The organism is Corynebacterium gottingense (assembly GCF_007559235.1).
GTDB classification, from domain to species: Bacteria; Actinomycetota; Actinomycetes; order Mycobacteriales; family Mycobacteriaceae; genus Corynebacterium; species Corynebacterium gottingense.
Genome location: NZ_VMHH01000005.1, coordinates 148,022 through 170,490, shown reverse-complemented (window position 1 = coordinate 170,490; position 22,469 = coordinate 148,022). Strand labels below are relative to the sequence as shown.

At 67.6% G+C, this 22,469-nt stretch carries 25 protein-coding genes and 1 rRNA gene; 18 read left to right on the top strand and 8 right to left on the bottom strand.

The genetic code is table 11. The annotated features are described in order from the left end of the window. Positions 1-12 precede the first annotated feature (12 nt). The 3 genes from rrf to FPH17_RS07695 all read left to right on the top strand — a co-directional run bounded on the left by rrf (position 13) and on the right by FPH17_RS07695 (position 2,226). Positions 13-130 (top strand): 5S ribosomal RNA (rrf, locus tag FPH17_RS07705). An 863-nt stretch (positions 131-993) separates the two neighbouring features. Continuing rightward, positions 994-1,536, top strand: a complete 543-nt coding sequence (locus FPH17_RS07700) for a hypothetical protein (RefSeq protein ID WP_154879580.1) — start codon at positions 994-996, stop codon at positions 1,534-1,536. A gap of 63 nt (positions 1,537-1,599) precedes the next feature. Further along, positions 1,600-2,226: a DnaB-like helicase N-terminal domain-containing protein gene (locus FPH17_RS07695; RefSeq protein WP_154879578.1), complete on the top strand. Its 627-nt coding sequence runs from the start codon at positions 1,600-1,602 to the stop codon at positions 2,224-2,226. Here the strand turns inward: FPH17_RS07695 and FPH17_RS07690 are convergent. Next, positions 2,139-3,215 carry a pseudouridine synthase gene (locus FPH17_RS07690; RefSeq protein WP_414437241.1) on the bottom strand — a complete coding sequence of 359 codons (1,077 nt, stop codon included), beginning with the start codon at positions 3,213-3,215 and terminating at the stop codon, positions 2,139-2,141. The two genes, FPH17_RS07695 and FPH17_RS07690, sit on opposite strands and share 88 nt — an antisense overlap. Here FPH17_RS07690 and FPH17_RS11925 point away from each other — a divergent pair. From FPH17_RS11925 to FPH17_RS07675, 4 genes are all read left to right on the top strand, one after another. Beyond that, a complete protein-coding gene (locus FPH17_RS11925; protein WP_165765395.1) occupies positions 3,151-3,297 on the top strand; it encodes a hypothetical protein in 147 nt (48 codons plus the stop codon). The genes FPH17_RS07690 and FPH17_RS11925 overlap by 65 nt on opposite strands. A 71-nt stretch (positions 3,298-3,368) precedes the next feature. Beyond that, positions 3,369-4,289, top strand: a complete 921-nt coding sequence (locus FPH17_RS07685; protein ID WP_154879576.1) for a universal stress protein — start codon at positions 3,369-3,371, stop codon at positions 4,287-4,289. Positions 4,290-4,370: 81 nt separating this feature from the next. Then, positions 4,371-4,640: a GlsB/YeaQ/YmgE family stress response membrane protein gene (locus tag FPH17_RS07680; RefSeq protein ID WP_095535964.1), complete on the top strand. Its 270-nt coding sequence runs from the start codon at positions 4,371-4,373 to the stop codon at positions 4,638-4,640. Positions 4,641-4,804: 164 nt separating this feature from the next. Further along, positions 4,805-5,437 carry a TetR/AcrR family transcriptional regulator gene (locus tag FPH17_RS07675; RefSeq protein ID WP_154879574.1) on the top strand — a complete coding sequence of 211 codons (633 nt, stop codon included), beginning with the start codon at positions 4,805-4,807 and terminating at the stop codon, positions 5,435-5,437. On the opposite strand, the gene yidC is transcribed toward FPH17_RS07675, so the two are convergent. Further along, positions 5,425-6,537 (bottom strand): membrane protein insertase YidC, encoded by a 1,113-nt coding sequence (gene yidC / locus FPH17_RS07670; RefSeq protein ID WP_095535966.1) that lies wholly within the window; start codon positions 6,535-6,537, stop codon positions 5,425-5,427. The genes FPH17_RS07675 and yidC overlap by 13 nt on opposite strands. A 72-nt stretch (positions 6,538-6,609) precedes the next feature. Between yidC and FPH17_RS07665 the strand changes: the two genes are divergently transcribed. Together FPH17_RS07665 and FPH17_RS11920 are read left to right on the top strand one after the other, a co-directional pair. Beyond that, complete coding sequence (locus FPH17_RS07665) at positions 6,610-7,407, top strand: class E sortase (protein WP_154879572.1); 798 nt, start codon at positions 6,610-6,612, stop codon at positions 7,405-7,407. A gap of 3 nt (positions 7,408-7,410) precedes the next feature. Continuing rightward, positions 7,411-7,563 carry a hypothetical protein gene (locus tag FPH17_RS11920; protein ID WP_095554076.1) on the top strand — a complete coding sequence of 51 codons (153 nt, stop codon included), beginning with the start codon at positions 7,411-7,413 and terminating at the stop codon, positions 7,561-7,563. 16 nt (positions 7,564-7,579) lie between these two features. Here the strand turns inward: FPH17_RS11920 and FPH17_RS07660 are convergent, their stop codons facing one another. After that, on the bottom strand, positions 7,580-8,575 hold the full coding sequence (locus FPH17_RS07660; RefSeq protein ID WP_154879570.1) for a TIGR00730 family Rossman fold protein: 996 nt from the start codon (positions 8,573-8,575) through the stop codon (positions 7,580-7,582). Continuing rightward, positions 8,572-9,162 (bottom strand): DUF2020 domain-containing protein, encoded by a 591-nt coding sequence (locus FPH17_RS07655; protein WP_154879568.1) that lies wholly within the window; start codon positions 9,160-9,162, stop codon positions 8,572-8,574. Before FPH17_RS07655 ends, FPH17_RS07660 begins: the two co-directional genes overlap by 4 nt. On the opposite strand from FPH17_RS07655, the gene FPH17_RS07650 reads away from it, so the two are divergent. Continuing rightward, positions 9,161-10,456, top strand: coding sequence for a sensor histidine kinase (locus FPH17_RS07650; RefSeq protein ID WP_154879566.1), 1,296 nt, complete (start codon positions 9,161-9,163; stop codon positions 10,454-10,456). The two genes, FPH17_RS07655 and FPH17_RS07650, sit on opposite strands and share 2 nt — an antisense overlap. Beyond that, complete coding sequence (locus tag FPH17_RS07645) at positions 10,431-11,069, top strand: LuxR C-terminal-related transcriptional regulator (RefSeq protein WP_095278870.1); 639 nt, start codon at positions 10,431-10,433, stop codon at positions 11,067-11,069. Before FPH17_RS07650 ends, FPH17_RS07645 begins: the two co-directional genes overlap by 26 nt. A gap of 19 nt (positions 11,070-11,088) precedes the next feature. Here the strand turns inward: FPH17_RS07645 and FPH17_RS07640 are convergent, their stop codons facing one another. After that, on the bottom strand, positions 11,089-11,721 hold the full coding sequence (locus FPH17_RS07640; protein ID WP_154879565.1) for a DUF6474 family protein: 633 nt from the start codon (positions 11,719-11,721) through the stop codon (positions 11,089-11,091). Positions 11,722-11,797: 76 nt separating this feature from the next. On the opposite strand from FPH17_RS07640, the gene FPH17_RS07635 reads away from it, so the two are divergent. Then, positions 11,798-13,294 carry a TM0106 family RecB-like putative nuclease gene (locus FPH17_RS07635; RefSeq protein WP_233127010.1) on the top strand — a complete coding sequence of 499 codons (1,497 nt, stop codon included), beginning with the start codon at positions 11,798-11,800 and terminating at the stop codon, positions 13,292-13,294. On the opposite strand, the gene FPH17_RS07630 is transcribed toward FPH17_RS07635, so the two are convergent. Continuing rightward, positions 13,286-14,467, bottom strand: coding sequence for an MFS transporter (locus FPH17_RS07630; RefSeq protein WP_238397119.1), 1,182 nt, complete (start codon positions 14,465-14,467; stop codon positions 13,286-13,288). The two genes, FPH17_RS07635 and FPH17_RS07630, sit on opposite strands and share 9 nt — an antisense overlap. Positions 14,468-14,610: 143 nt before the next feature. Next, entirely contained in the window at positions 14,611-15,213 is a 603-nt protein-coding gene (locus FPH17_RS07625; protein ID WP_154879563.1) for a superoxide dismutase, read from the bottom strand. Positions 15,214-15,329: 116 nt separating this feature from the next. On the opposite strand from FPH17_RS07625, the gene msrA reads away from it, so the two are divergent. After that, entirely contained in the window at positions 15,330-15,971 is a 642-nt protein-coding gene (gene msrA / locus FPH17_RS07620; RefSeq protein ID WP_154879561.1) for a peptide-methionine (S)-S-oxide reductase MsrA, read from the top strand. On the opposite strand, the gene FPH17_RS07615 is transcribed toward msrA, so the two are convergent. Further along, a complete protein-coding gene (locus FPH17_RS07615) occupies positions 15,968-17,854 on the bottom strand; it encodes an alpha/beta-hydrolase family protein (protein WP_154879559.1) in 1,887 nt (628 codons plus the stop codon). The two genes, msrA and FPH17_RS07615, sit on opposite strands and share 4 nt — an antisense overlap. Before the next feature lie 65 nt (positions 17,855-17,919). Here FPH17_RS07615 and FPH17_RS07610 point away from each other — a divergent pair, with 65 nt between their 5' ends. From FPH17_RS07610 to FPH17_RS07590, 5 genes are all read left to right on the top strand, one after another. Next, on the top strand, positions 17,920-18,684 hold the full coding sequence (locus FPH17_RS07610) for a glycerophosphodiester phosphodiesterase family protein (protein WP_244288080.1): 765 nt from the start codon (positions 17,920-17,922) through the stop codon (positions 18,682-18,684). 9 nt (positions 18,685-18,693) lie between these two features. Further along, complete coding sequence (locus FPH17_RS07605) at positions 18,694-19,434, top strand: glycerophosphodiester phosphodiesterase (RefSeq protein WP_154879557.1); 741 nt, start codon at positions 18,694-18,696, stop codon at positions 19,432-19,434. 24 nt (positions 19,435-19,458) lie between these two features. Further along, a complete protein-coding gene (locus tag FPH17_RS07600; RefSeq protein WP_154879555.1) occupies positions 19,459-20,373 on the top strand; it encodes a DUF5926 family protein in 915 nt (304 codons plus the stop codon). 133 nt (positions 20,374-20,506) lie between these two features. Beyond that, the gene (locus FPH17_RS07595) at positions 20,507-21,472 is read left to right on the top strand and encodes a carbohydrate ABC transporter permease (protein WP_095278879.1); all 966 of its coding nucleotides are present in this window, start codon (positions 20,507-20,509) and stop codon (positions 21,470-21,472) included. Further along, positions 21,473-22,435, top strand: coding sequence for a carbohydrate ABC transporter permease (locus tag FPH17_RS07590; protein WP_154879553.1), 963 nt, complete (start codon positions 21,473-21,475; stop codon positions 22,433-22,435). Positions 22,436-22,469: the final 34 nt, after the last annotated feature.

The window sequence follows — 22,469 nt, the reverse complement described above, 5'->3', positions numbered from 1 at the left end:
CCCCGAGGGTGTGTCGGTGGTTGATGGCGGCGGGGAAACGCCCGGTCCCATTCCGAACCCGGAAGCTAAGCCCGCCCGCGCTGATGGTACTGCACTCGGGAGGGTGTGGGAGAGTAGGTTACCGCCGGCCCAATAATTGGAGATAATTTCATAGTTGTGCGAGCGCCCCGGCCCCGGGGGTGGTGGGATTGTTTTGCCCACTACCTTTGTGGCCGGGGCGCTCGTTTTGTGTGCCCGGGGTGCGCAGGTGCCGGGGGTGGGGGGTTGTGTGTTCGGCTTCTGCCGACGCGGAGTAGCCGTTGTCGGCTGTCGAAGGTGATGGGTGTCAGTAGCGGGGGTTGGGCCGAAGGATACGGTTGGTGTATTCGCAGCGAGCTGCATCTCCACCGATCGGACGGATGCGACCCAGGGCTTGTACCGGCGAGGAGAGCGCACATGGCGCTAGCTCCATCTGCGGCTGCCAGACACATGCGACCTGGGGTTTTACCGGCGTAACCGGCCAAATGGAGCTAGCTCCAAAGAGAACAGCCCGCGCCGAAGCCACACAACCACCGCACCCACTTACCTGGCTCCGTTCCGCAACACTTGTTACCGCAGAGTGGACAGGGGCCTGATAGAGGTGACGTCACTCTGCCAACGCAGAGCGCAACCGGTGCTATTTGACGAGATGGCCTTGACGAAGATGCGAAGCGGAGTCCCGTGAACTCGTCATCCCCTTCTCGTCAAACACACACAGCCCCGTCAAAGACACGCAGACTCCGTCAAACGCCTGAAACCCCCCAGAACGCCGAGCCAGTCGCAGCCCACTCCACCGAGTCGCCGTAGAAAATGAACCCACCTGCCAGGGGCGCGTCGGCAACTTTCGGTCCCCATCAACACAACAGCCCCAATAGCCACCCCACGTTAACGGTTCTTGATTATGCTGTGCTAAAACACTCAGTTCGCTTCCCGTCCAGCGGCAGCAGCAGTGCAGTACAACACAAGGAGACCACAATGAGTGCCCCGAAGATCCGCGCAACGTCCATCGCCCTCGCCGCCTCGCTCGCCGCTGCCGGAGTGGTTGCAGCACCTCTCGAGTCGTCGGCCTCCGAAGTCATCGTCAAGGGTGACAAATGCACCTTCAACTACTCCGGCGACCTGGGTACTACCCATACGAAGGTGCGCACCCGTACTATGACGAAGGCTCAGGCGCAGAAGGAGCTCGATCGGATCATCGCTAAGGAGAAGGCGTACCTGGACAAGGGCGGAAAACGCCCTGCCACCGGTTCCTCGAAGGGGATTGATGACTACCTCGAGGTAAACGGAGCGGGGTCCTACCTGGCGCCGGGCCTGCGTGCGTGCATCGAGGGGCGCAACCTCTCTTACGACGAGTCCGAGTGGCAGTCAGGTCTGTTCTACCCGGACGGCTCCCCGATGCCGGCAATGATCCTCTGGCCCACGCTTCTCGCGCTCCTCGTCGTGGGCGGGGTAGTCGGCGCCGCGTGGCCGCAGATCGCGCCGATGCTTCCAGCGGAAGTCGCAGCGCTCATTCCGTAGCCGCGCACCACTCCATTCCATCCGCTAGTATGTGCGAATAGTCAACTAGCTGAAAGGAGTGGCATGGCAGATCAGCAGCGCCCCTACACCGAGGTCGAGACGGAGGGGCACCCCGACCTCGACCCTGACTTTCCTCCCTACAACCCTCGGCATGACAGCGAGGCGCTCCTCCTCTCCGCGCTTTTATGGGCAGGTCAACGCGGAGATCTCCACACCGTCAACGAGGCCCTTAACGTCGTCGAGGCGGGGGACTTCTACCGCCCCAACTACGCCAAGATCTTCAGGGCGATCCAGGAGCGCGCCGCGGAGGACCGCCCGACGGACTCGGCGACGGTCATCGCGACGCTGAGTGCCAAGGGCGCGAAGGATGGGATGACTACGCGCGACACCACCGAGCTCATGGCCACGCTCCTCGGCCTCCAGGCGAACGACCTGCTCGCCGCCGAGTACGCGCGCCAGGTCCTCTCTCTGTCGTACCGGCGCCAGTTCCGCCGCATGGTGCAGCGGCTCGCGCAGATCGCGGACGAGGCGCCCGAGGACGAGCTGTTCGCGCAGCTCGTCGCGCAAGGCAAGCAGCAGCGCGCGGCGTGGGAGCGGTTTGCTTATAGGCGCCACCCTGCCCCCGGCAGCCACGCCTCAGCTCGGAACTCCCGCTCCCGGCCGGAGAGCGGGTCGGTGAAGCCGAGGTAGACGGACGTGAGCAGCATCGGTCGGGAGAAGTCTTCGGTGCCGAAGGGGCGAATGGTGGGGTAGATGGGGTCGCCAAGGATTGGGGCACCGGCTGCGCACATCTGGATGCGCAGTTGGTGGGTCTTGCCGGTGACGGGCTCGAGAAGGTAGCTGGCCAGCGGCTCTGGGGTGGAATAGGTGGTGGCGAGGGAGGGGGACAAGGGGGCGTCGATAAGCGAAATCTGCGTGACGTGCGTGGTGGCATTGGGTGTGCCGGGGACGAGCGTGGCGGCGACGTCGCCGGTGACCTTGTGGATGCGGTGGCGCCACGTGGTGGGCAAGATCGGGCGGTGCGGCGCGATGGCGGTGTACTGTTTGCGCACCTCGCGGCGGGCGAAAAGTTCCTGGTAGGGGCCGCGGAGCTCGCGGCGTTTGGTGAAGAGGAGGAGGCCGGATGTCATGAGGTCGAGCCGGTGCGCCGGGGTGAGCTCCTCGTTGCCGGTCGCGCGGCGGAGGCGGACCGTGGCCGTTTCGGTGATGTGGGCGGCGCGCGGCATCGTGGCGAGGAAGGGCGGCTTGTTGATGACGAGGATGTCGTCGTCCTCGAACACCGTCGTGATCCGGTACGGGACCTTGCGCTCCGGGGCGGGGCGGCGGTAGAAGAAGACGTCGGTGCCGGGGGCGAGAACCTGGTCGGCGGCGATGGGCTGGCCGCTGCGCAGCACGACCTCGCCGTCGGCGAAGCGGCGCGCCACGGCGTCGGGGGTGTCCTCGGGGTGGCGGTGGCGCTGGCTCGCGATGACTTCCGCGAGGAACCCGAAGGCGGTGAGCGGCGCGTCGGTCTCCGGCACGCGGACGCGGGAAGCGCCGAGGCCGTCGCGCGGGGGCAACGGCGGTGCGAGCTTGCTCTTTTTGCGGGCCATAGTATGTAGTAGCGTATCCGGCATGGACATTGGAGCAATGCTAGACCCAATTTTGCAGTTCTTTTCCGAGGGGATCGGTAAGGGCATCGCTGACCTGTTCAGGTTCCTGTACGAGGTCTTCTTCCCCGCCAACGCGGACGCCGCCGAGAAGGTTGAGATTCCGCAGTAACAGCGACTGCGCCCCCGCCACCGCGCTACACTGAGGATATAACCAGTTCCCCAATCGAAAGGGCGGAGGCTATGAGCCGCGAAGAACGAGAAAACCTGGAAGATCGCGAAGACATCGTCGTTGTCGCCGTGGATGGCAGCCCCGCATCGCAGACTGCGGTGCGCTGGGCGGCGAACACCGCCATGAAGCGAGGCATCCCGCTGCGTCTGGCCTCCAGCTACACCATGCCCCAGTTCCTCTACGCGGAGGGTATGGTTCCGCCGCAAGAGCTTTTCGACGATCTCCAGCGCGAAACCCTGAAGAAGATCGACGAGGCCCGCGACATCGCCCTCGAGGTGGCGCCGGACATCAAGATCGGCCACGCCGTCGCCGAGGGTTCCCCGATTGACATGCTGCTGGAGATGTCGCGTAGCTCCACGATGGTGGTCATGGGTTCCCGCGGCCTGGGCGGCCTGTCCGGCATGGTCCTGGGCTCCGTCTCCGGCGCCGTCGTCTCCCACGCGTCCTGCCCGGTCGTGGTGGTGCGCGAGGACAACAACGTCACCGAGGCCAACAAGTACGGCCCGGTTGTTGTCGGCGTCGACGGTTCTGAGGTGTCCCGTCGCGCCGTTGAGTACGCCTTTGAGGAGGCGAACGCTCGCAAGGCGGAGCTCGTGGCGGTGCACACCTGGATCGATACGCAGGTGCAGGCGCCGGGCGCCGGTTTCGCCGTGGACGATGACCGCTGGGCGGCCGTGCAAAAGGAAAAGGCCGACAAACTCGAGGAGTACCTGGGCACGCTGCGCGAGCAGTTCCCCAACGTCGAGGTGCGCACCCTCATCACCCGCGACCGTCCGGTCCGAGCGCTGACGGAGGCGTCGGAAGGCGCTCAGCTCCTGGTCACGGGCTCGCACGGCCGCGGTGGCTTCAAGGGCATGCTGCTCGGTTCCACCTCGCGCGCGCTGCTGCAATCCGCTCCGTGCCCGATGATGGTGGTCCGCCCGGAGGAGTAAGGTCTAGCGGTCCTCATATAAGCCGGGCATAATGGGAGGGCGAACGAAGGTACGCACGAATACGAAGGGAATTTTCTCACTATGACTCTGTCTATGGGCTTCATCGCCTGGATCATCATCGGCGGCATCGCGGGCTGGATCGCCTCCAAGATGCAGGGCCGCGACGCGCAGATGGGCATCGGTCTGAACATCGTCGTCGGCATCGTCGGCGGCCTCATCGGTGGTTGGGTCCTCGGCCTGTTCGGCGTTGACGTCGCCGGCGCCGGGTTGTTCTTCAGCTTCCTCACCTGCCTGCTGGGCGCGGCGATCCTCCTTGGCATCATCAACGCGGTGACCAACAAGCGCAAGTAGCGCTAGATCACGATTCGCCCCCGGATCGGCTTGCGGCTTACCGCAGCACCACCGGGGGCGTTCGCATGCGCGGGGTGAAAGATATACCCGGCCGACTGGAATGTACGTACCGGTTTGTCTATATTGAGACCAGACGCAAAGACCGGAGGAAGTGAGGACGCAACGTGAGCAGTGGCACGGCGAAAAAGAAGACGACGACGACTCGTCGCCGCAACCGCCCGAGCCCGCGGCAGCGCCTCCTCGACGCGGCCACGAAACTCTTTACCGAGGAAGGCATCCGCGTCATCGGCATCGACCGGATCCTGCGCGAGGCCGACGTGGCGAAGGCGTCCCTGTACAGCCTGCTCGGCTCCAAGGACAACCTGGTCATCGCCTACCTGGAGCGCTTGGACGAGCAGTACCGGCAGCGGTGGGAGGAGCGCGCGGTCAAAGCCTCGAGCGCGGACGAGAAGGTCCTCGCCTTCTTTGACATGGCCATCGAGGCGGAACCGCAGCGCGAGTTCCGCGGCTCCCCGTTCCTCAACGCGGCGACGGAGTACCCGCGCCCCGACACCGAGTCGGAGCAGCGGATCGTGCAGACCTGCCTGAACCACCGCACCTGGATGCACGACACCCTCACGGAGCTGCTGAGCAACAAGAACGGCTACGACTCCTCGAACCAGGCGGACGAGCTGCTCATCTTCCTTGACGGCGGGATGTCGGGCGCGCGCCTGCTGCGCGACGTCGCACCGCTGCGCAAGGCGCGCGACCTGGCGGAAAGCCAGCTCGGCGCGCCGCCCGCAGACTACTCCATCTGATCCTGCTTCTGGCGCTTCTTGTCCCGCGCGAGCTGGCGGCTCGCCTCGTTGCGCGCCTTCTGGAGTGCCTTCCGCTCCTGCTTCTCGCGCGCTTTTTCCTGCTTGCGCTCGCGCTTCTCGGCGCGCAGCTCGCGGGCGATTGCGCCCGCCTCACCCGGGTGGCGCAGCGCGCGCAGGCGCTTCGCGCGGCGCGACCGTGTGCGCTCCTTGCGCGCGGCGCGCAGCTCCTCGGCCTTCTGCTTCGTCTCCGCCCAGAACTCGCGGTGCAGCGCCTCCGCCGGGTAGCGGCGGACCGTCCAGGCCCAGAAAAGGATCGTCTGCGTCATCGTCCACAGGTTGCCCGTGACCCAGTACAGCAGCACCGCGATCGGGACGATGCCGGAAAGCCCGGCGGAGATGAGGCTCAGGGCGACGAGCGGAATGGCCCACCACAGCAGGCCGTAGGACTTCCGCGTCATCGCGTTCTCCCAGTCCAGCGTGGAGCGGTTGCGCATCTGCGAGATCGCAAGGTTGGAGCAGGTGAAGATGACGGCGGCGATCACCATGGGCAGGGCCACGGCCCGCACCTGCGCCTCCGTGGTGCCGAGAGCGGCGAGGTGTTCTGGGGGCATGGCCATGTAGGCGGGGAGGGGGGCGTCGAAAAGCGAAGCTGCCCGGAACGTCTCAAGGTCCTGCGGGGTGAGGATGCCGATGGTGTGGTTGTCGCCGTCCGTGGGCACGGCCATCCAGCGCAGCAGGCGGTAGAGGCCGATGAACACCGGGAACTGGATGAGCGCCGGGATGCAGCCAGCGAGCGGGTTGTAGTTGTGCTCGTCCTGGACCTTCTTCATGGCCTGCTTCTCCGCGGCGATGGCCTCCGGCGAGGTGGCGTCGGCGTACTGCGCCTTGATGCGCGCGAGGTGCGGCCTGACCAGGAAGCCGACGCGGCTGATGCGGTATTGCTGCAGCGCAAACGGCATGATGAGCGCGCGGACCGTGACCACGAGGAGGATCACGGAGGCGACCCACGCGGCGGAGGGGCCCATGCCCAGGACGTCTGCAAGCAGCCAGTGCCACAGCTTAATCACCGCAGAGACCGGGTAGACCAACATTTCCAGCATGCTGAGCAAGCGCCCCTTTCGTAGCGTCGTTCGCAGTGCCGCGCGCGAGCGGTCGTGAGTTAATGTTATGCCATGCCCGCAGCCCCTCACCGCATCAGTGCCTCACAGGTCATCGGAGAACTCCTGCTCACCGCAGGCGCCCTCCTCCTCCTGTTCGCGTTCTATGAGTCGTTCTGGACCAACATCGCCTCCGGCGAGAAGCAGCATGAGGCGCAGCAGAAGCTCGAGCTGCAATGGGGCGACGGCTGGGTCAACCCGCGCGAGGCGAAGGCGCCGGCGCTTGGCGACGCCTTCGCGCGCATGTACATCCCCGCCTTCGGCCCCGACTACGAGTTCGCCATCATCGAGGGCGTGCAGGAAAAGGAGCTGCTCGTCGGGCCGGGCCGCTACCCGGACACCCAGATGCCCGGTGAGAACGGCAACTTCGCCGTCGCCGGCCACCGCGTGGGCAAGGGCGCGCCCTTCAACGACCTGGGCGGGCTCAAGGCTTGCGACGCCATCGTGGTGGAAACCCAGACCCAGTGGGTGACCTACCGCGTGCTCCCCATGTCGCAGCAGCCGGACGAGCGCCGCGCCGAAACCGCGGACTGCCTGCCGGGCGAGATGAACGAGCGGGTGGCCACCGGCGACTACGGCAAGGTGCAGGGGCGCCACATCACGCTGCCCGGCGACATCGACGTGGTCAACCCGATGCCGGAGACGAAGTCCATGGAGGTGGTGGACGGCATGGAGGGCATCATGACGCTGACCACCTGCCACCCGCAGTTCTCCAACGCGGAGCGCATGGTGGTCCACGCGATGCGCACCGAGGTCCTGCCGAAGAACCCGGAGGGCAACACCCTCCCGAGCGCGATGTCGGAGGTGAAGTAGCGCATGTACGCATTCCTCTGGCGCAAGTTGCCCGGCAACAGGTGGGTCAAGGCCCTCATCACCGCCGTCGTCCTGGTCGCGGTGTTCTTCCTGCTGATGGAGGTCGTGTTCCCGTGGATCTCGGCGATGATGCCGTACAACGACGTTGCCGTCTAGCGCCGTTGAGCGCCGTCTAGTCCGTCCAGCGCGGCACCGGCGGCACCCAGCGCTCCAGCCTGTCCAGCAGCTCGTTCGGGTCGTCCGCGACGACGAGGTGGTCGCGGTCCGTCTGCCGCACGAACCCGTTTCGCACCATGTGGTCCACCATGCCCAGCAGGGGCTGCCAGAACTCGCTGCCAAGCAGGCCGATTGGTTTGGAGTGCAGCCCGAGCTGCTGGCTCGTCCATTCCTGAAACAGCTCGTCCAGCGTGCCCGTCCCGCCGGGCAGCGCCACGATCGCGTCGCCCTGCTGGCTCATCATCGCCTTGCGCTCCGCCATCGACCCGACTAGCTCGAGCCGGTCCAGCCCGTCGAACTTGAGCTCGTAGTTGGCCAGCTGCGTGGTGAGCACGCCGAGCGAGGAGCCGCCGCTTGCCGACGCCCCCGCGGCCACCGCTCCCATCACGCCCACCTTGCTCCCGCCGTAGACCAGGGTAGCGCCGCGCCGGGCGAGTGCCTCGCCGAGCAGGTGGCCCTGCTCGAGGTATTCCGGGCGCTTGCCGGGGTTGGCCCCGGCGAAGACGGTGACGGCGCGCAGGCGGCGCGGGCGCAGCGCCGGGAAGATCCGCGAGGTGAGCAGGGGCGCGATCTGCCGGTCGCCGGGCTCCTCCGGGTCGATCCAGGCGGCCTCGGCGATCTCCGCCGCGGGCGCCGGCGCGGCGGGCGGGGCGGGGTGGACGTACACGGTCGAGGTGACGGTGTGCCCCGGCTCGTTCGACGCCTCCGCGCTGAAGCGGCCCAGGTAGCTCAGGTGCGAGCGTTCGACCTCCACGCCGATCTCCTCGCGGGTCTCGCGCAGCGCGGCGTCCAGGGTGCTTTCGCCGGGCTCGAGCTTGCCGCCCGGCAGCTGGTAGCGAGGGCTGGAGTGCTTGCGCACGCACAGCACCCGCCCTTCCGCGCCGCGGAAGACGATTGCGGCGACGATGATTTCTGTGAGCGGCTGTTCTGGGGTCGTTACGTGTTCGGTCACAGGCCCAGGGTAGCGATGACTTGCTCCGCCACGTGTTGGGCCTTCACCGACTCGTCCTGGTTGGTAAAGACGGTGACGGCGTGCGAGCCCTTGGCCACCGAGTATGCGGCACCGATCCGGTCGGGGACCTCGCCGCCGCCGTGGCGCCCGCCGTTCCACCCCACCGGCTGGTCCGCGGGCGAGGTGTACTCGATCGGCGTGGCCCAGTCCACCACCTGCATCGCAGCCTCCGGGCTGTCCATGTGGCGCACCACCACCGTCAGCTGCGGCTCCTCCGGGTAAGACCAGAACTGGCAGGCGGGCGTGTCGAAGCGCTCGTCGATGCCCACGCCCGTGACGCGCTGCCCGTTGGTCTGCGCCACCCACTCCGTATCCAAGTAGGGGCAGTCGACCCACCCGTTGCGGTCTGTCTCCGGCAGCGCCTCCACGGGCAGCCCGGAGTCGGGGGCGGCCGCTTCCGTTGGCTCCCCACCCGCGCTGTCTGCGCTGTCCGGGCTGTCCTCGCTACCGCTGCCGCACGCGGCGAGCGCGAGACCGGTTGCCACGAGCACGGGGGCCATCCACACAGTGGGTAGTGTCAAACGCATGAGCTCTAGACTAGCCAGCGCGGCGCAGCCGACCGCAGACGTGCCGGACAACAAGGCGCTCGACACCGGCATCACGGTGCTCGCCGTGTGCCTCGTGCTCGTCTCCCTCGGTGCGCTGGCCCGGATGCCGCTGAACCTGGCGCTGCTGCAGATCCTCCTGGTCTCCTCCTTCTCCTTCGTCCTGTTCTACGGCATGGTGGAGATGCACCGATGGGGCCGCTGGATGCGCGGCCTGTGGTGCCTCGCGCTCACCGCGGTCTGGGTCGCGGATATGACCATCTCGCCGGTCGCGGTCTACTGGGTCTTCATCCTCTTCTTCGTCTTCCTCCGCGTCTTCAACAACTGGCGCGGCCTCCTCCTCGTCGCCGCCGGTCTCATCATCTCCGTCCTCATCCAGATCCCGGGCGGGCTCACCCTCGGCGGCGTCCTCGGCCCGGTCCTTTCCGCCGCGGTCGTGGTGGCCATCAACTACGCGTTCACCACCATCGGACGGGTGAGCAAGGAGCGGGAGGCGCTTATCGACGAGCTGCTTTCCACCCGCGACAAACTGGTCGCCACCGAGCGCGCCGCCGGCGTGGCGCAGGAGCGCGAGCGCCTCGCGCACGAGATCCACGACACGGTGGCGCAGAACCTGTCCTCGATCCAGATGCTGCTCCACGCCGCCGAGCGGGACCTCGCTGGCCTGGACGTCCCGGCCGAGCAGCTGGAGGCGCCGCTGAAGCGGATGGAGACGGCGCGCCGGGCGGCGTCCAACAACTTGGCGGAGACGCGGGCGATGATTGCGGCGTTGGCGCCGGCCCCGTTGAGTGAGACGTCGTTAAGCGATGCCCTCACCCGCATCGCGGGCGACCTGGAGACGGCGAGCGACATGCGCATTGAGATCGACACGGACGGGGAGGCGCAGCAGCTGCCGATGCGCACCGAGGCCGGGCTGCTGCGGATCGCGCAGGGGGCGATGGCGAACGCGGTGAAGCATTCGGGCGGGACGCGGATGCGGGTGACGCTGACGTACGGAGCGGGGGAGGTGCGCCTGGACGTGGTGGATAACGGCCACGGGTTCGACACGGAGGCGCAGGGGGAGCAGCCCGCGGGGCTGGGGCACCTGGGGCTGGACGCGATGCGCTCGCGCGCCGCGGAGCTGGGCGGGGAGCTGGTGGTGGAGTCCGCGCCGGGTGGACCTACGGCGCTTTCGGTCGCGGTACCGAGTAATGTCAATCAAAAGAATGATGCGGCCAACCGCATCGACGAAGATAAGGACGAGGTGAACGATGATCCGGGTGCTGCTGGCCGATGACCACGAAATTGTGCGGCTCGGGCTGCGCTCCGTGCTCGAGGCGGCGGAGGACATCCGCGTCGTGGGTGAGGTGGCGACCGCCGAGGCCGCAATCGCGACCGCGCAGGCGGGCGGCATCGACGTGATCCTGATGGACCTGCGCTTCGGCGCCGGGTCCGAGGGCGCGCGGGTGACCACGGGCGCGCAGGCGACGGCGGAGATCCGCTCCAGCATGGCGACGCCGCCGAAGGTGCTGGTGGTGACCAACTACGACACGGACGCGGACATCCTGGGCGCGATCGAGGCCGGCGCGGTGGGCTACCTGCTCAAGGACGCGCCGCCGGAGGAGCTGCTCGCCGCGGTGCGCTCCACCGCGCGCGGCGACGCCTCACTGTCGCCGGTCGTGCGCGACAAGCTGGAGACGCGCGACAGGGCGCCGCGTTCCTCGCTTACGCCGCGCGAGCTGGAGGTGCTGCAGCTGGTGGCCGAAGGCTCCTCGAACCGGGAGATCGGCCAGCAGCTCATGCTGTCGGAGGCAACGGTGAAGTCGCACCTGGTGCACATCTACGACAAGCTGGGGGTGCGCTCGCGGACGTCGGCGGTGGCGTCGGCACGCGAGCAGGGGGTGCTGTAGCCCCCGAGAGCCCCGAGGCTTAGCGGGACTTCTTGGCGATCTCCGCGCCGAGGGCGTCCAGCTCCTCCTCCACGGTGCCGTACGCCAGGCGGCGCTGCTCCGGGTTGAGATGCTCGGCGTCGCGCACGTTGCGCGCCAGCTCGTTGAGGCGCACCTTCGCGTCGCCGGAGAAGCCGGAGGGCAGAGCGTCAGCGGACTCGATGGAGGTACGCAGGGCGTCAATACGCGCCTTGAGCTCGGCGCCGCGGCCGGAGTGGCGCGCGAGGTCCTGCGGGTTGACGCCCAGGCCGGCGGCGCGGGAGTTTATGCGGTTCTGCTGGTAGGAGGTGTACGCCTTGTACGCCAGGGGCAGCAGGACGGGCACGAGGATGCGCGACGCGCCGACCCACTGCTTCGCCTTCTTCTGAGTAAAGCCGGTCTGCTCGATGCGCTTCAGGTGCGCCTCGGCCAGCTGCTTCTCGTGCTTGCGCTTGCGCTTCAGGCCCTTCTTCTCCTCCTTGATCAGGCGCTTTTCTGCCTTGTCCAGCAGCTTCGCCGTCTTCTGATCGGCCTTCGCCTGCTCCTTGGCCATCTTGCGGGCGCGCGCCTCGGCGGCCTTGATCTCCGCCTTCGTCCTCGCGCGGGCCTTGCGGATCGCTTCAAAAACTCCCATTGGGGTAGTGCTCCTTGGTCGTATCGTTTTTCGCTGTCCCGATCTTACCCGCCGTCCAGGTAATGTGGTCCATATTGTGAATGAGCCGTTTCAGGTCCGTCCCGCGGACCTCGTGGGATGTAGGTTCCGGTTGCGCCAGCGTTGGGCGCACCCGGAGATCGGCCCAACCCCGAGCGGCGAGTCCCGCCAGGCGCAGCTCGAGGCCGCCCGCGAACTCGTCTTCGCCGCGCTGCCCACGAAGCGGGCGGTTGGCGACGGCCGCCGGAAAGCCTTCGTCCGCGTCGACCTCCCGCCGGCCACGACCCCTACCGAGCTGCTCAGCCGCGACGCGGAGACGCGGGCGGCGATGCGCCGCGGCGCCCACCTGATCACGCGCGCGGTCCTGTGCGGCACGCTCGAGGGGATCCGCGTGGTGGACGAGATCGACGTGCTCGTGCGCACCGACGACGGCTACCTCCCCGTCATCGTGTCCAACCACCGCGTCGCGCGCAAGGACCCGGAGTCGAGCACGCGGATGGTGCCCACTGGCCGGCTCGGTCTGGGCAAACCGCTCGCGGTGCGCGCCAAGCCGCGCCACCACACCATCGACGGTTACCGCCTCGCCATGGCGGAGCTCCTGCTCGGTGAGTCCGCCACCGGCCTCGGCGCGAGCATCGGCCAGGACCGCGAGCGCGCCTACCTCGGCGAGGTCACCCGGTTCGTGCCGCCGATGCTGCGCGCGCTCGGCGCACCGATCCCGGACGAGCCGCTGCGCCTCAAGCAGTGCGCGGGCTGCCGGTTCTGGCAGCTCTGCGAGCCGCGCCTGCGCGAACTCGACGACATCTCGCTCGTCTTCTCTGGCGGCCGGGGCGACGCGTGGCGCGACAAGGGGATCGTCACGGTGCAGGGGCTTATCGACGCCTCCTGCGGCGAGGCGTCGGTAATCGCCCGCTCCTGGCGCGAGGGCATCCCGGTGCTGCGGCGCCAAGGGCCGATCCGCGTGCCGCGCGCCGACGTGGAGATCGACGTGGACATGGAGGCGTACCTGGACCAGGGCGCCTACCTGTGGGGCGCGTACGACGGCGCGGTGTACCGCGCGTTTGTCACCTGGGACGACGTGGGCGGCGAGGCCGAGGAACGCAACTTCACGCAGTTCTGGCGCTGGCTGATGGGCGTGCGCGACGCGGCGCACGCGGCGGGCAAGACGTTTGCGGCCTACTGCTACGCGGCGGGCGGCGAGAACCACTGGATGAAGTCGTCTGCCAAGCGCTTCGACTCCGTGGAGCTGGCCGAGGTGCAGGCCTTCATCGCTTCCGACGAGTGGGTGGACGTGTTCGCGCACGTGCGCACGCACCTGGTGGGCACCGACGGGCTGGGCCTCAAGGTCCTCGGGCCGGTGGTGGGGTTCACCTGGGAAGACGACGACGTGGACGGCGAGGTCTCCGTGGCGCTGCGCCGCGCAGCGCGGGAGGGCGGCGTCGACGGCGCGGCGGCGCGGGAGACGCTGCTGCGCTACAACGAGGACGACTGCCGGGCCACGCGCGCCGTGCGTGAGTTCCTCGACGCGGGCGCGCCGGGTCTGCCGCTACTCTGAGCGCTTCTCCGCCACGGCGAGCGCGACCGCGATGGCGATGAGCGCGCCCAGCAGCGCCGCGAGCACGGCCACGAACCCCGCCCACGGCAGCGCCTCAAACGCTTGGCCCGTCGCCGCCCCCAACAGCGACGATCCCATGTAGTAGCAGAACACGTAGAGGCTCGACGCCTCCGCGCGGTCCTTCTCCGCAATCAGCCCTACCCAGCCGGACGCCGTGGAGTGCAGGGCGAAGAAACTGGCGGTGAAGAGGAGCAGCCCCACCAGCGTGACGATGAGGTTGCCGCTCGACCCGATGAGCGCGCCGGTGAGCATGAGCACCGCGGCGGCGAGCACGACCCGGCCGCGACCGAAGTGGGAGACGAAGCTGCCCGCCCGCGCGCTCGACCACGTGCCGGACAGGTACATCACGTAGGTCAGGCCCGCCAGCGACGGCGCGAGCCCGAAATCATTGATGGCGCGGAACCCGAAAAAGTTGTACATGGACACGAACACGCCCATGGCGATGAACGCGGTGGCGACCAGCCCGACCAGGCGCGGGTTGCGCAGGTGGCCGGCCACGGCGCGGACCTCGGCGCCCGGGCGGATCGACGCCTTCGGGCGGAAGTTGCGCTGCTCCGGCAGCAGGATGGCGGTGGCGACGGCCAGGGCGAGGCTCACCGCGGCGCTCGTGGCCAGCGCCCAGCGCCAGCCGGTGACCTCGAGCATGAACGCCGGGATGAGGCGGCCGGTCAGCCCGCCGACCGAGGTGCCCGCGATGTAGAGCCCCATCGCGCCGGCGAGGTCGCGCTCGTCCAACTCCTCCGACAGCCACGCCATCGCCACCGCGGGCGTGCCTGCGAGCAGCGCGCCCTGGAGCGAGCGCAGCACCACGAGCTGCTCGATGCTCTGCGCCAGCGGCAGCGTTAGCCCGAGCGCGGTGGCGGCGAGCGCGGAGATGACCAGCACGCGGCCGCGCCCGAACTTCTCCGACAGGATTGACGCCGGCACCACGCAGACCGCGAGCGCGCCCGTTGCGGCGGACACGGTGAGCGCGGCAGTAGACGGGTCGATCCCCATCTCGTGCGTGAGCGTGGGCAGCAGCGCCTGCGTGGCGTAGAGCGAGGAGAAGATCGCCAGGCCGACGAGGAGCATGCCTATCGACGCCCTGCGATACTCAATCGTGCCCTTCCTCATAAGGACCTATGGTCCACCTTTTTGCGCGCTCCCGCAACGGTTTTCGCGGGTTTTCCTGCGGCGGGCCCATAAAAAACCGCGCCGGCCACGCGGGTGCGTGGTCGGCGCGGAAGGCGGCGTCGTACTTGGGCCTTACTTGGGCCTTACTTGGACGCAGCGGCGAGGCGCTCGTTGACGTCGTTCCAGTTGACGACGTTCCACCAAGCCTTGACGTAATCAGCCTTGACGTTCTTGTACTGCAGGTAGAAGGCGTGCTCCCACATGTCCAGCATGAGGACCGGGGTGAAGTCAACGGAGATGTTGCCCTGCTGGTCGGTCAGCTGCTGGATGATCAGGCGGCCAGCGATGTGGTCGTAGCCCAGGACGGCCCAGCCGGAGCCCTGCAGGCCGGTGGCGACGCCAGCGAACTGCTTCTGGAATGCCTCGAAAGAACCGAAGTCGCGGTCGATGGCCTCGGCGATTGCGCCGGTCGGGTTGCCGCCAGCGTTCGATGCCATGTTCTTCCAGAAGATGGAGTGGTTGGTGTGGCCACCCAGGTTGAACGCGAGGTTCTTGGACAGCGCGCGCAGCTTGTCCGGGTTTGCCTCGCCGTTGCGCTCAGCCTCGAGGGCCTCGAGCGCAGCGTTCGCGCCAGCGACGTAAGTTGCGTGGTGCTTGTCGTGGTGCAGCTCCATAATCTCCTTGGAGATGTGGGGCTCCAGCGCGTCGTATGCGTACGGGAGTTCCGGAAGCTCGTAAACAGCCATTGTGCTAAATCCTTTCGTCAGCTTGTGATGACGTGCCCCATAGTAGACAAAAACTCATTTCGTGCAATGAAAATATCCGTGGAATTTCCGGGGCCCAATTGTTAGTTATTAGACACATGGGATTCCTTTTTGCACTGACACCTGAGCTCGTTCCGGCCGACCAGACGCTGCCCGGCCGCGCGGAGCCGCTGCTGCCAAACCCCCAGCTGCACGCCGTGCTGGACACCCCGATTACCGGGCCGTGGAAGCCGGAGCAGCGCCGCTTGCGCATCGCCATTGGCTGCTTCTGGGGCGTGGAGAAGATGTTCTGGGAGCTCGAAGGGGTGGAGTCCACCTCAGCGGGCTACGCCGGCGGGCAGACCCCCAACCCCACCTACGCCGAGGTGTGCGGCGGCAGGACCAACCACGCGGAGACCGTCGAGGTGGTCTACGACCCGGAAACGATCAGCCTGAAGGACCTGGTGCGCACCGCGCTCGAGGCGCACGACCCCACTCAGGGCTACCGTCAGGGCAACGACCACGGCACCCAGTACCGCTCCGCCTTCTACCCGGATACGGAGGAGGAAGCGGAGCAGATCCGGCAGTGGTGCGACGAGTACGGCCGCCAGCTCAAGGATGCGGGCTACGGGGACATGACCACCGCGGTCCGCGCGGACGTGGACTACTACCTGGCGGAGGAACAGCACCAGCAGTACCTGCACAAGGTGCCCAACGGCTACTGCCCGCACCACTCCACGGGCGTCGCCTGCGGGATCTAAGCGCGCAGCTTCGTCGCGTCCGCCGCGATCCACCGGTTGATGCGCTCCAGCTCGGCGTTGGTAAGCCCGCCGTCGAGCACCTTGTTCCACGCCGCGACGGTCTCGGCGTGGTAGTTGTGCCCGTGCGGGGCGGCGAAGTTCTTGGAATTGATCTGGTCGATACCCACCTGCCAGAAGGTGACAAACGGCCACCAGCGCAGCGTGTCCAGCACGTCTAAGTGCTGGGTGGCGGGGGCGGGGACCCCGCGCGAGCCGGGCTCCTTGAGCCAGTCGGGGGCCCGCCACAGCAGGCTCGTGTCCCACCACACGATGGGGTCAGAGGCGTGTTGGGCGAAGACGGCGCGGGGGAACTCCCACGGGGCGTCGTACTCGTCGCCCGCGTAGTCGTGGTCCAGGTGGTCGGGGTGGGAGATGAAGCGGAAGTGGCGGCCGCCGTCCACGACGGGGAGGCGCTGCGGGCTGCCTTCTTCGCGCCGGCGCGTCAGCGCCGCGTGGGCGGCGCAGAACCCCGGCGCCCCCGTGAACACTCCGCCGGAGGTGCGGGCGAGCAGCTCCTCGGGTGCGTGGAAGGCGTCGGCGACGCCGTAGGCGCCGAGGGACTCTCCGCCGACGTAGAGCTTGGGCTGGCGGTGGGCGTCGAGAAGCGAAATGCGCTCGGAGATCGCATTGATGAGGATGCGGGAGGACTGGACGGCGGATTCGCGGTCGGCCAGGTAGGAGTAGAGCGACGGGACGTAGGAGTACTGCATAGCCACGATGGCGCAGTCGCCGCGCGCGACGAACTCGAAGCCGGAGGTGTGGAAGTCATTGATCCAGCCGGTGCCGGCGGCGGAGAGCACCGCGATGTGGCGGCGCGACCAGGCGTCGGTGCGGTCCATCTCGCGCAGGGCGGCCGCGGCCATCTCTTCGTAGGAGCGGCTGCGGTCGCCGTCGCGAAGCGCGATGAAGATGCGGATTGGCTCCTTGACCTTGTCGGGGGATTCGCCCAGGACCAGGCCGATGTCGCGCTTGCGCGGCCCGCCCGCGACCACCGCGCGGCCCTGCCGGCCCATCCTGCGCCACGCCTCGCCGGACGCGGGCGAGCCCGTGCGCTCCGGCTCGCGCGGCTGCGCGGCGCCCGGGAGGAACTGCCGGTTGAGCTCCTCCGCCTCCTTGTACACATTGGAGAGGAAGTTGCGCACCACCAGGCGATCCGTGAACAGGTAGGCGCCCGCGCCCACCGCGAGAACCGCCAGCGGCCACGATGTCACGGGCGGGAGGCGGCGGCCGAAGACGGCGTTGATGCGGTCGACGGAGGTCTGCAGGGCCTCGCCAAGCAGCAGCGTCGCGCCGTACCCCAGCGTGCCCACCGCCAGGCCGGCCACCGTGTCGGCCGCCCGCACCGGGCGCGGGTTCTCCACCAGCCGCTCCTGCCGCGCATGCACGCTTAACGACGCCCCGTAGGCCGCCATCGTCATCGAGCTCATCACAATGCGCGCCGGGTTGGCGTGCCGCCCCCGCGGCCCGCTCGTCCCGCAGGCCCGCGCGACGCTGCCCACGCCCGAGCCGATCATGTGCCCGACGGCCTGGCAGATCGCCACATTCGCGGCGGTGGTCCACCAGGGGCGGGGCAGCAGGGAGGGCGCGACCGCGCCCCACGAGGCGATCTCCGCGCCGATCACCCCGGAGCGGAAGTTGTTGGGCAGGCGGCGCAGGCCCTGCAGGCGGACGATGGGGGAGAGGTCCGCGAGGATTTCCACGGCGGCGAGCGGGGCGGCCAGCACGCCGTGGCGGTCGAAGCTGTACCGGCCGCGGGCGCGCCGCACGGCCCGACGCGCCGAGTCGATACCGGCGGTGAGGCGGGAAAGGGGCGCGGTGGCGTCGATAAGCTTGGGTGTGCCCATGCCCAGCATTATGACAAAGTTTCTCCGGTCGCGCGGGGGCGCAACCCGTTGTAGGTTTGGGCACTGTGAGGCAGACGAACATTGTTGCGCACCGCGGATTTTCCGGCATGTACCCCGAGCTGACCAGGCGAGCGTTTGAGGAAGCGCTGAAGCTTCCCATCCACGGCATCGAGTGCGACGTGCGCCTCTCGCGCGACGGCAAACTCATCGTCTTCCACGACGCGAACGTCTCGCGCACCACGAACGGGCGCGGGCGCGTCGACTGCATGGACTACGCGCAGCTGCGCGAGCTGAACTGCGGCACCGACGAGGACCCACAGCAGATCATGTTGCTGGAGGAGCTGCTGGAGCTCATGCAGGACTACCCGGACAAGCACCTCTACATCGAGACGAAGCACCCCACCCTCTACGGGCCCGAGGTGGACGAGCAGACGCTGCGCGTGCTCACCTACGCGGGGCTGCTGCACAACGAGCGCATCCACATCATTTCCTTCTCCCACAAGGCGGTGCGCTACTTCACGCACATGGCGCCGCAGCTGGAGACCTACTACCTGTTCCGCGTGCGCGAGAAGCGGTGGAACCCGCGCGGCACCATGCTGTCGCGCCCGTACGGCGTCGGCCCGTCCATCCAGCACCTGCAGGCGCGACAGCAGCTGGTCGGGCTGCGTGGGCTGAAGACGTACACGTGGACCGTCAACACGCCGCGGCAGATGATGTGGTGCCGCGAGCACAACGTGGACGTCCTGGCCACCGACCTGCCCAACCTGGCGCTGGAGACGTTCGCGCGCGTGGACGCCACGAGCGTGCCCGCCCCGGCACCTGCGAGCTAGGGAGAGGACATGAGTTCTAACGTTCCTGGCATCGTTGCGCACCGCGGATTCAACGGCTGCTACCCGGAGAACACGCGCCGCGCCTTCGAGGAGGCGCTCGAGCTGGACATCTACGGCATCGAGTGCGACGTGAACATGACGAAGGACGGCCAGGCCGTGGTGATCCACGACCCCTCCGTGGACCGCACCGCCATGACCGCCGACGGCGAGCGCGCCACCGGTGAGGTCGCGGAGCTGACGCTGGAGGAGATCCGCCAGCTCAACTTCGGCACTCCGGAGGACCCGCAGCAGATCATGCTGCTCAGCGAGCTGCTCGACCTCCTCGCCCAGTACCCGGGCAAGCACCTGCTCATTGAGACGAAGCACCCGTCCCCGTTCGGCGCCAAGCTGGACGAGGAGGTCGCGCGGATCGTGCGCGCGCACGGCATGGACACCGGCGAGCAGGTGCACCTCATCTCCTTCAACCCGGAGGCGATCGAGCGCTTCCGCGAGCTGCTCCCCGAGCTGCGCTCCTTTGCCCTGATGGACCCCACCGAGCCGCTGCCGGTGGACGTTGGCCAGGCCACGGGCCCGGGGCCATCCGTGCGCCAGGCGCAGGCGGAACCGGAGGCGCTCGGCGCGGCCGACCAGCCGTCCTACGTGTGGACCGTCAATCTGCCGCGCGAGATGCAGTGGTGCCGCGCCAGCGGGGTGGACCTCATGGCCACGGACCTGCCGCAGCTCGCGCTGGAAACGTTCGCGGGCGAGTAGTGCGCTTCCGGTAGATTTGACCGCATGGCTAAGAAGAAGCGTAAGAAGCAAGAGGACCTGCCCGAGGGCATGAGCCGCCGCCAGGCCAAAATGGCCGCGCGCGCGAAGGAGCGCGAGGCGCTGCAGAAGGATCCCCGCCCGTTCGGCGGGCTCGCCGCTGAGGCCGAGTTGATCGCGCTGCAGGAGTTCGTGCCGTCGGCAAGCGCGAAGTTCCAGGTCAACGGCGAGGATGTCACCGTGGCCACCGTGCTGCCGGGCGCGGCCGCGGCGATGGTGCGCGAGGAGGCGCAGGGCGGCGAGCGCCTCGTGGCCCTGCAGGTCGGCGCGCATTCGCAAAACCCCGGCCGCGACCTCGCGTACGCGCTGAGCTGGGTGCTCGAGGCGGAGCCGGGCGAGACGCTCCAGTCCACCGCCGCCGACGGGAGCCAGCCGGAGCTGAAGGCGCTTATCGACGCCACCTTCACCCCCGAGATCACCGTCCACAACGACTTCAACTGGTGGTTCGCCGAGGGTGAGGACGTCCCCGCGCAGCTGCGGCAGGCGATGAACCAGGCGAACGGCGCTGTGTGGCCGTCCGCCGAGGTCAGCGCGGGCGTGCCGGGCGCCGTGTGGTGGGTCAACCCGGGCGGCGGGAAGGCGCACATCCGGTGGATCCGCACGGAGGACAACGAGTCGCAGGTGCTCAACGCGCTCGCGCGCATCGCCGCGAAGGGCGAGCTGGTGCTGGGCGAGGGCACGAAGTTCGCGGGCGCGTTCCGCACCCACGGCGTGGTCGTGCCGGTGTGGGACCTGGACCCGGAGGTCGCTCCAGAGTCCTACGCGGAGGCGCTCAAGGATCTGAACGTGAAGCTGGAGGCGGAGCTGGCCAACGACGCGCAGCTCACCGCCGCAGAGCGCAAGCAGCTGGACAACATCAAGTCGCGCCAGGTGACCATCTAAACCCAGCTGAAAGACAGTTGTCGGGCAGAGCTTTTGTACATCTCTTGCAGATCTCTTGAAGTTTGCAAGTAGTTTTCTCAGGTAGAACTTTCTGTCAACCGGATGTTCACCTGGGGTCTCTAAGTTCTTGCGCATGCAACCCACATCGCAGACGCGCGCGCGGATTCCCGCGGTCTCCGAAGTCCCGGAGGTTTCCGAGGAGTACGCGCGCAACCCGCGCAAACGGAAGATTGATTGGCGGCAGATCGGCCTGGCTGCGCTGCTCATCGGTCCGAACCTGCTGCTCCTCATTCTGTTTACCTACCGGCCACTGGTAGATAACATCCGCATCTCCTTCTACGACTGGAACATCTCCTCGCCGACGATGCACTTTGTCGGCCTGCAGAACTACCTCGACTGGTTCCAGGCCCCGGACACCGGGCGCGTGGTGTTTAACACCGTCGTGTTCACCTTCTTCGCTGTCGCCGGCTCCATGGTGATCGGGCTGGCGCTGGCGCTGCTGCTGGACCAGAAGCTGTTCGGCCGCGCCGCGGTGCGCTCCATGGTCTTCGCTCCCTACGTCATCGCCGGCGCTGCGATCGGCGTGGCCTTCCAGTTCGTCTTCGACCCCTCCTACGGCCTCATCCAGTTCTTCCTGGCCAAGATCGGGGTGGACGTGCCCAACTTCTACCAACAGCAGAACTGGGCGCTGTTCATGGTCACCGTCACTTACGTGTGGAAGAACGTGGGCTACGTCTTTGTCATCTACCTCGCCGCGCTGCAGGGGCGCCGCCGCGACCTGGACGAAGCCTCCGAGATCGACGGCACCTCGCCGGCGCGACACTTCTTCCGCGTGGTCCTGCCGCAGCTGCGCGGCACGACCTTCTTCCTGCTCATTACGGTGTTGCTGAACTCCTTCCAGGTCTTCGACATCATCAACGCCATGACCGGCGGCGGTCCGTTCGGCTACGGCACCTCCACGATGGTGTTCCAGGTCTACCAGGAGACGTTTGTGAACAACCGCGCCGGTTACGGCGCCGCGGTGGCCACGATCATGTTCCTCGTGGTCCTCATCATCACGGTCATTCAGGTGAAAATGCAGGAAAGGATGGAGAAGTAGATGTCTACGAAGCAGACCATCCCGGCGGTCACGCACTCCGCTCCCCGGGGCGACCTGCCCCCGGTGCCGGGCTCCCAGTCCGACGCGGAGCCGGTAATCACGGAAACGCAGCGCAAGCGCAAGGGCGCGCCGATGGACCACTCGCACCCGGCGGTGAAAGTGCTGGGCTACATCGCGCTCGTGCTGACGGTGCTGGTGATCATGGTGCCGCTGTACTTCATCTTCATCACCAGCTTTAAGTCGTTCCAGGACGTCTACTCGGACCCGATCTCGTTTTGGCCCAACCCGTTCAAGGCGGAGAATTACTCGTACGTGTGGCAGACCTCCGGCTTTGCCAGCTACCTGAAGAACTCCGTCATCATCACGCTCGTGCTCACCGTCATTGAGGTGGTCCTCGGCGTGCTGTCGGCCTACGCCTTCGCGTTCCTCCGCTTCCCGGGCCGAAACCTGCTGTTCCTGCTCATCATCGCCTCGCTGATGGTGCCCAACCAGATCACCATCATCTCCAACTACTCGCTGGTGGCTTCCTGGGGCTGGCGCGACACCTACGCCGGCGTGATCATCCCGCTGGCCGGCGTCGCCTTCGGCGCGTTCCTCATGCGCAACCACTTCCAGTCGCTGCCGCCGGAGATCCTGGAGGCCGCCCGCATGGACGGCGCGGGCTTCTTTACCACGCTCTTCCGCGTGGTGCTGCCCATGTCCTGGCCGACGCTCTCGGCGTTCGTGCTGATCACCGTGGTCAACGAGTGGAACCAGTACCTGTGGCCGTTCCTGATCACGGACACCCCGGCGGCGGCCACGCTGCCCGTCGGCCTGACTCGCCTGCAGGACGCCGAGGGCGTGACCAACTGGGCCCCGGTGATGGCCGGCACCGTGCTGACCACCCTGCCCATGATCATCATCTTCCTCATCCTGCAGAAGCCGATGATCAAGGGCCTCACCGCTGGTGCGGTGAAGGGCTAGGCGCTTCTCGACGCCACCGTCACCCCCACCAACC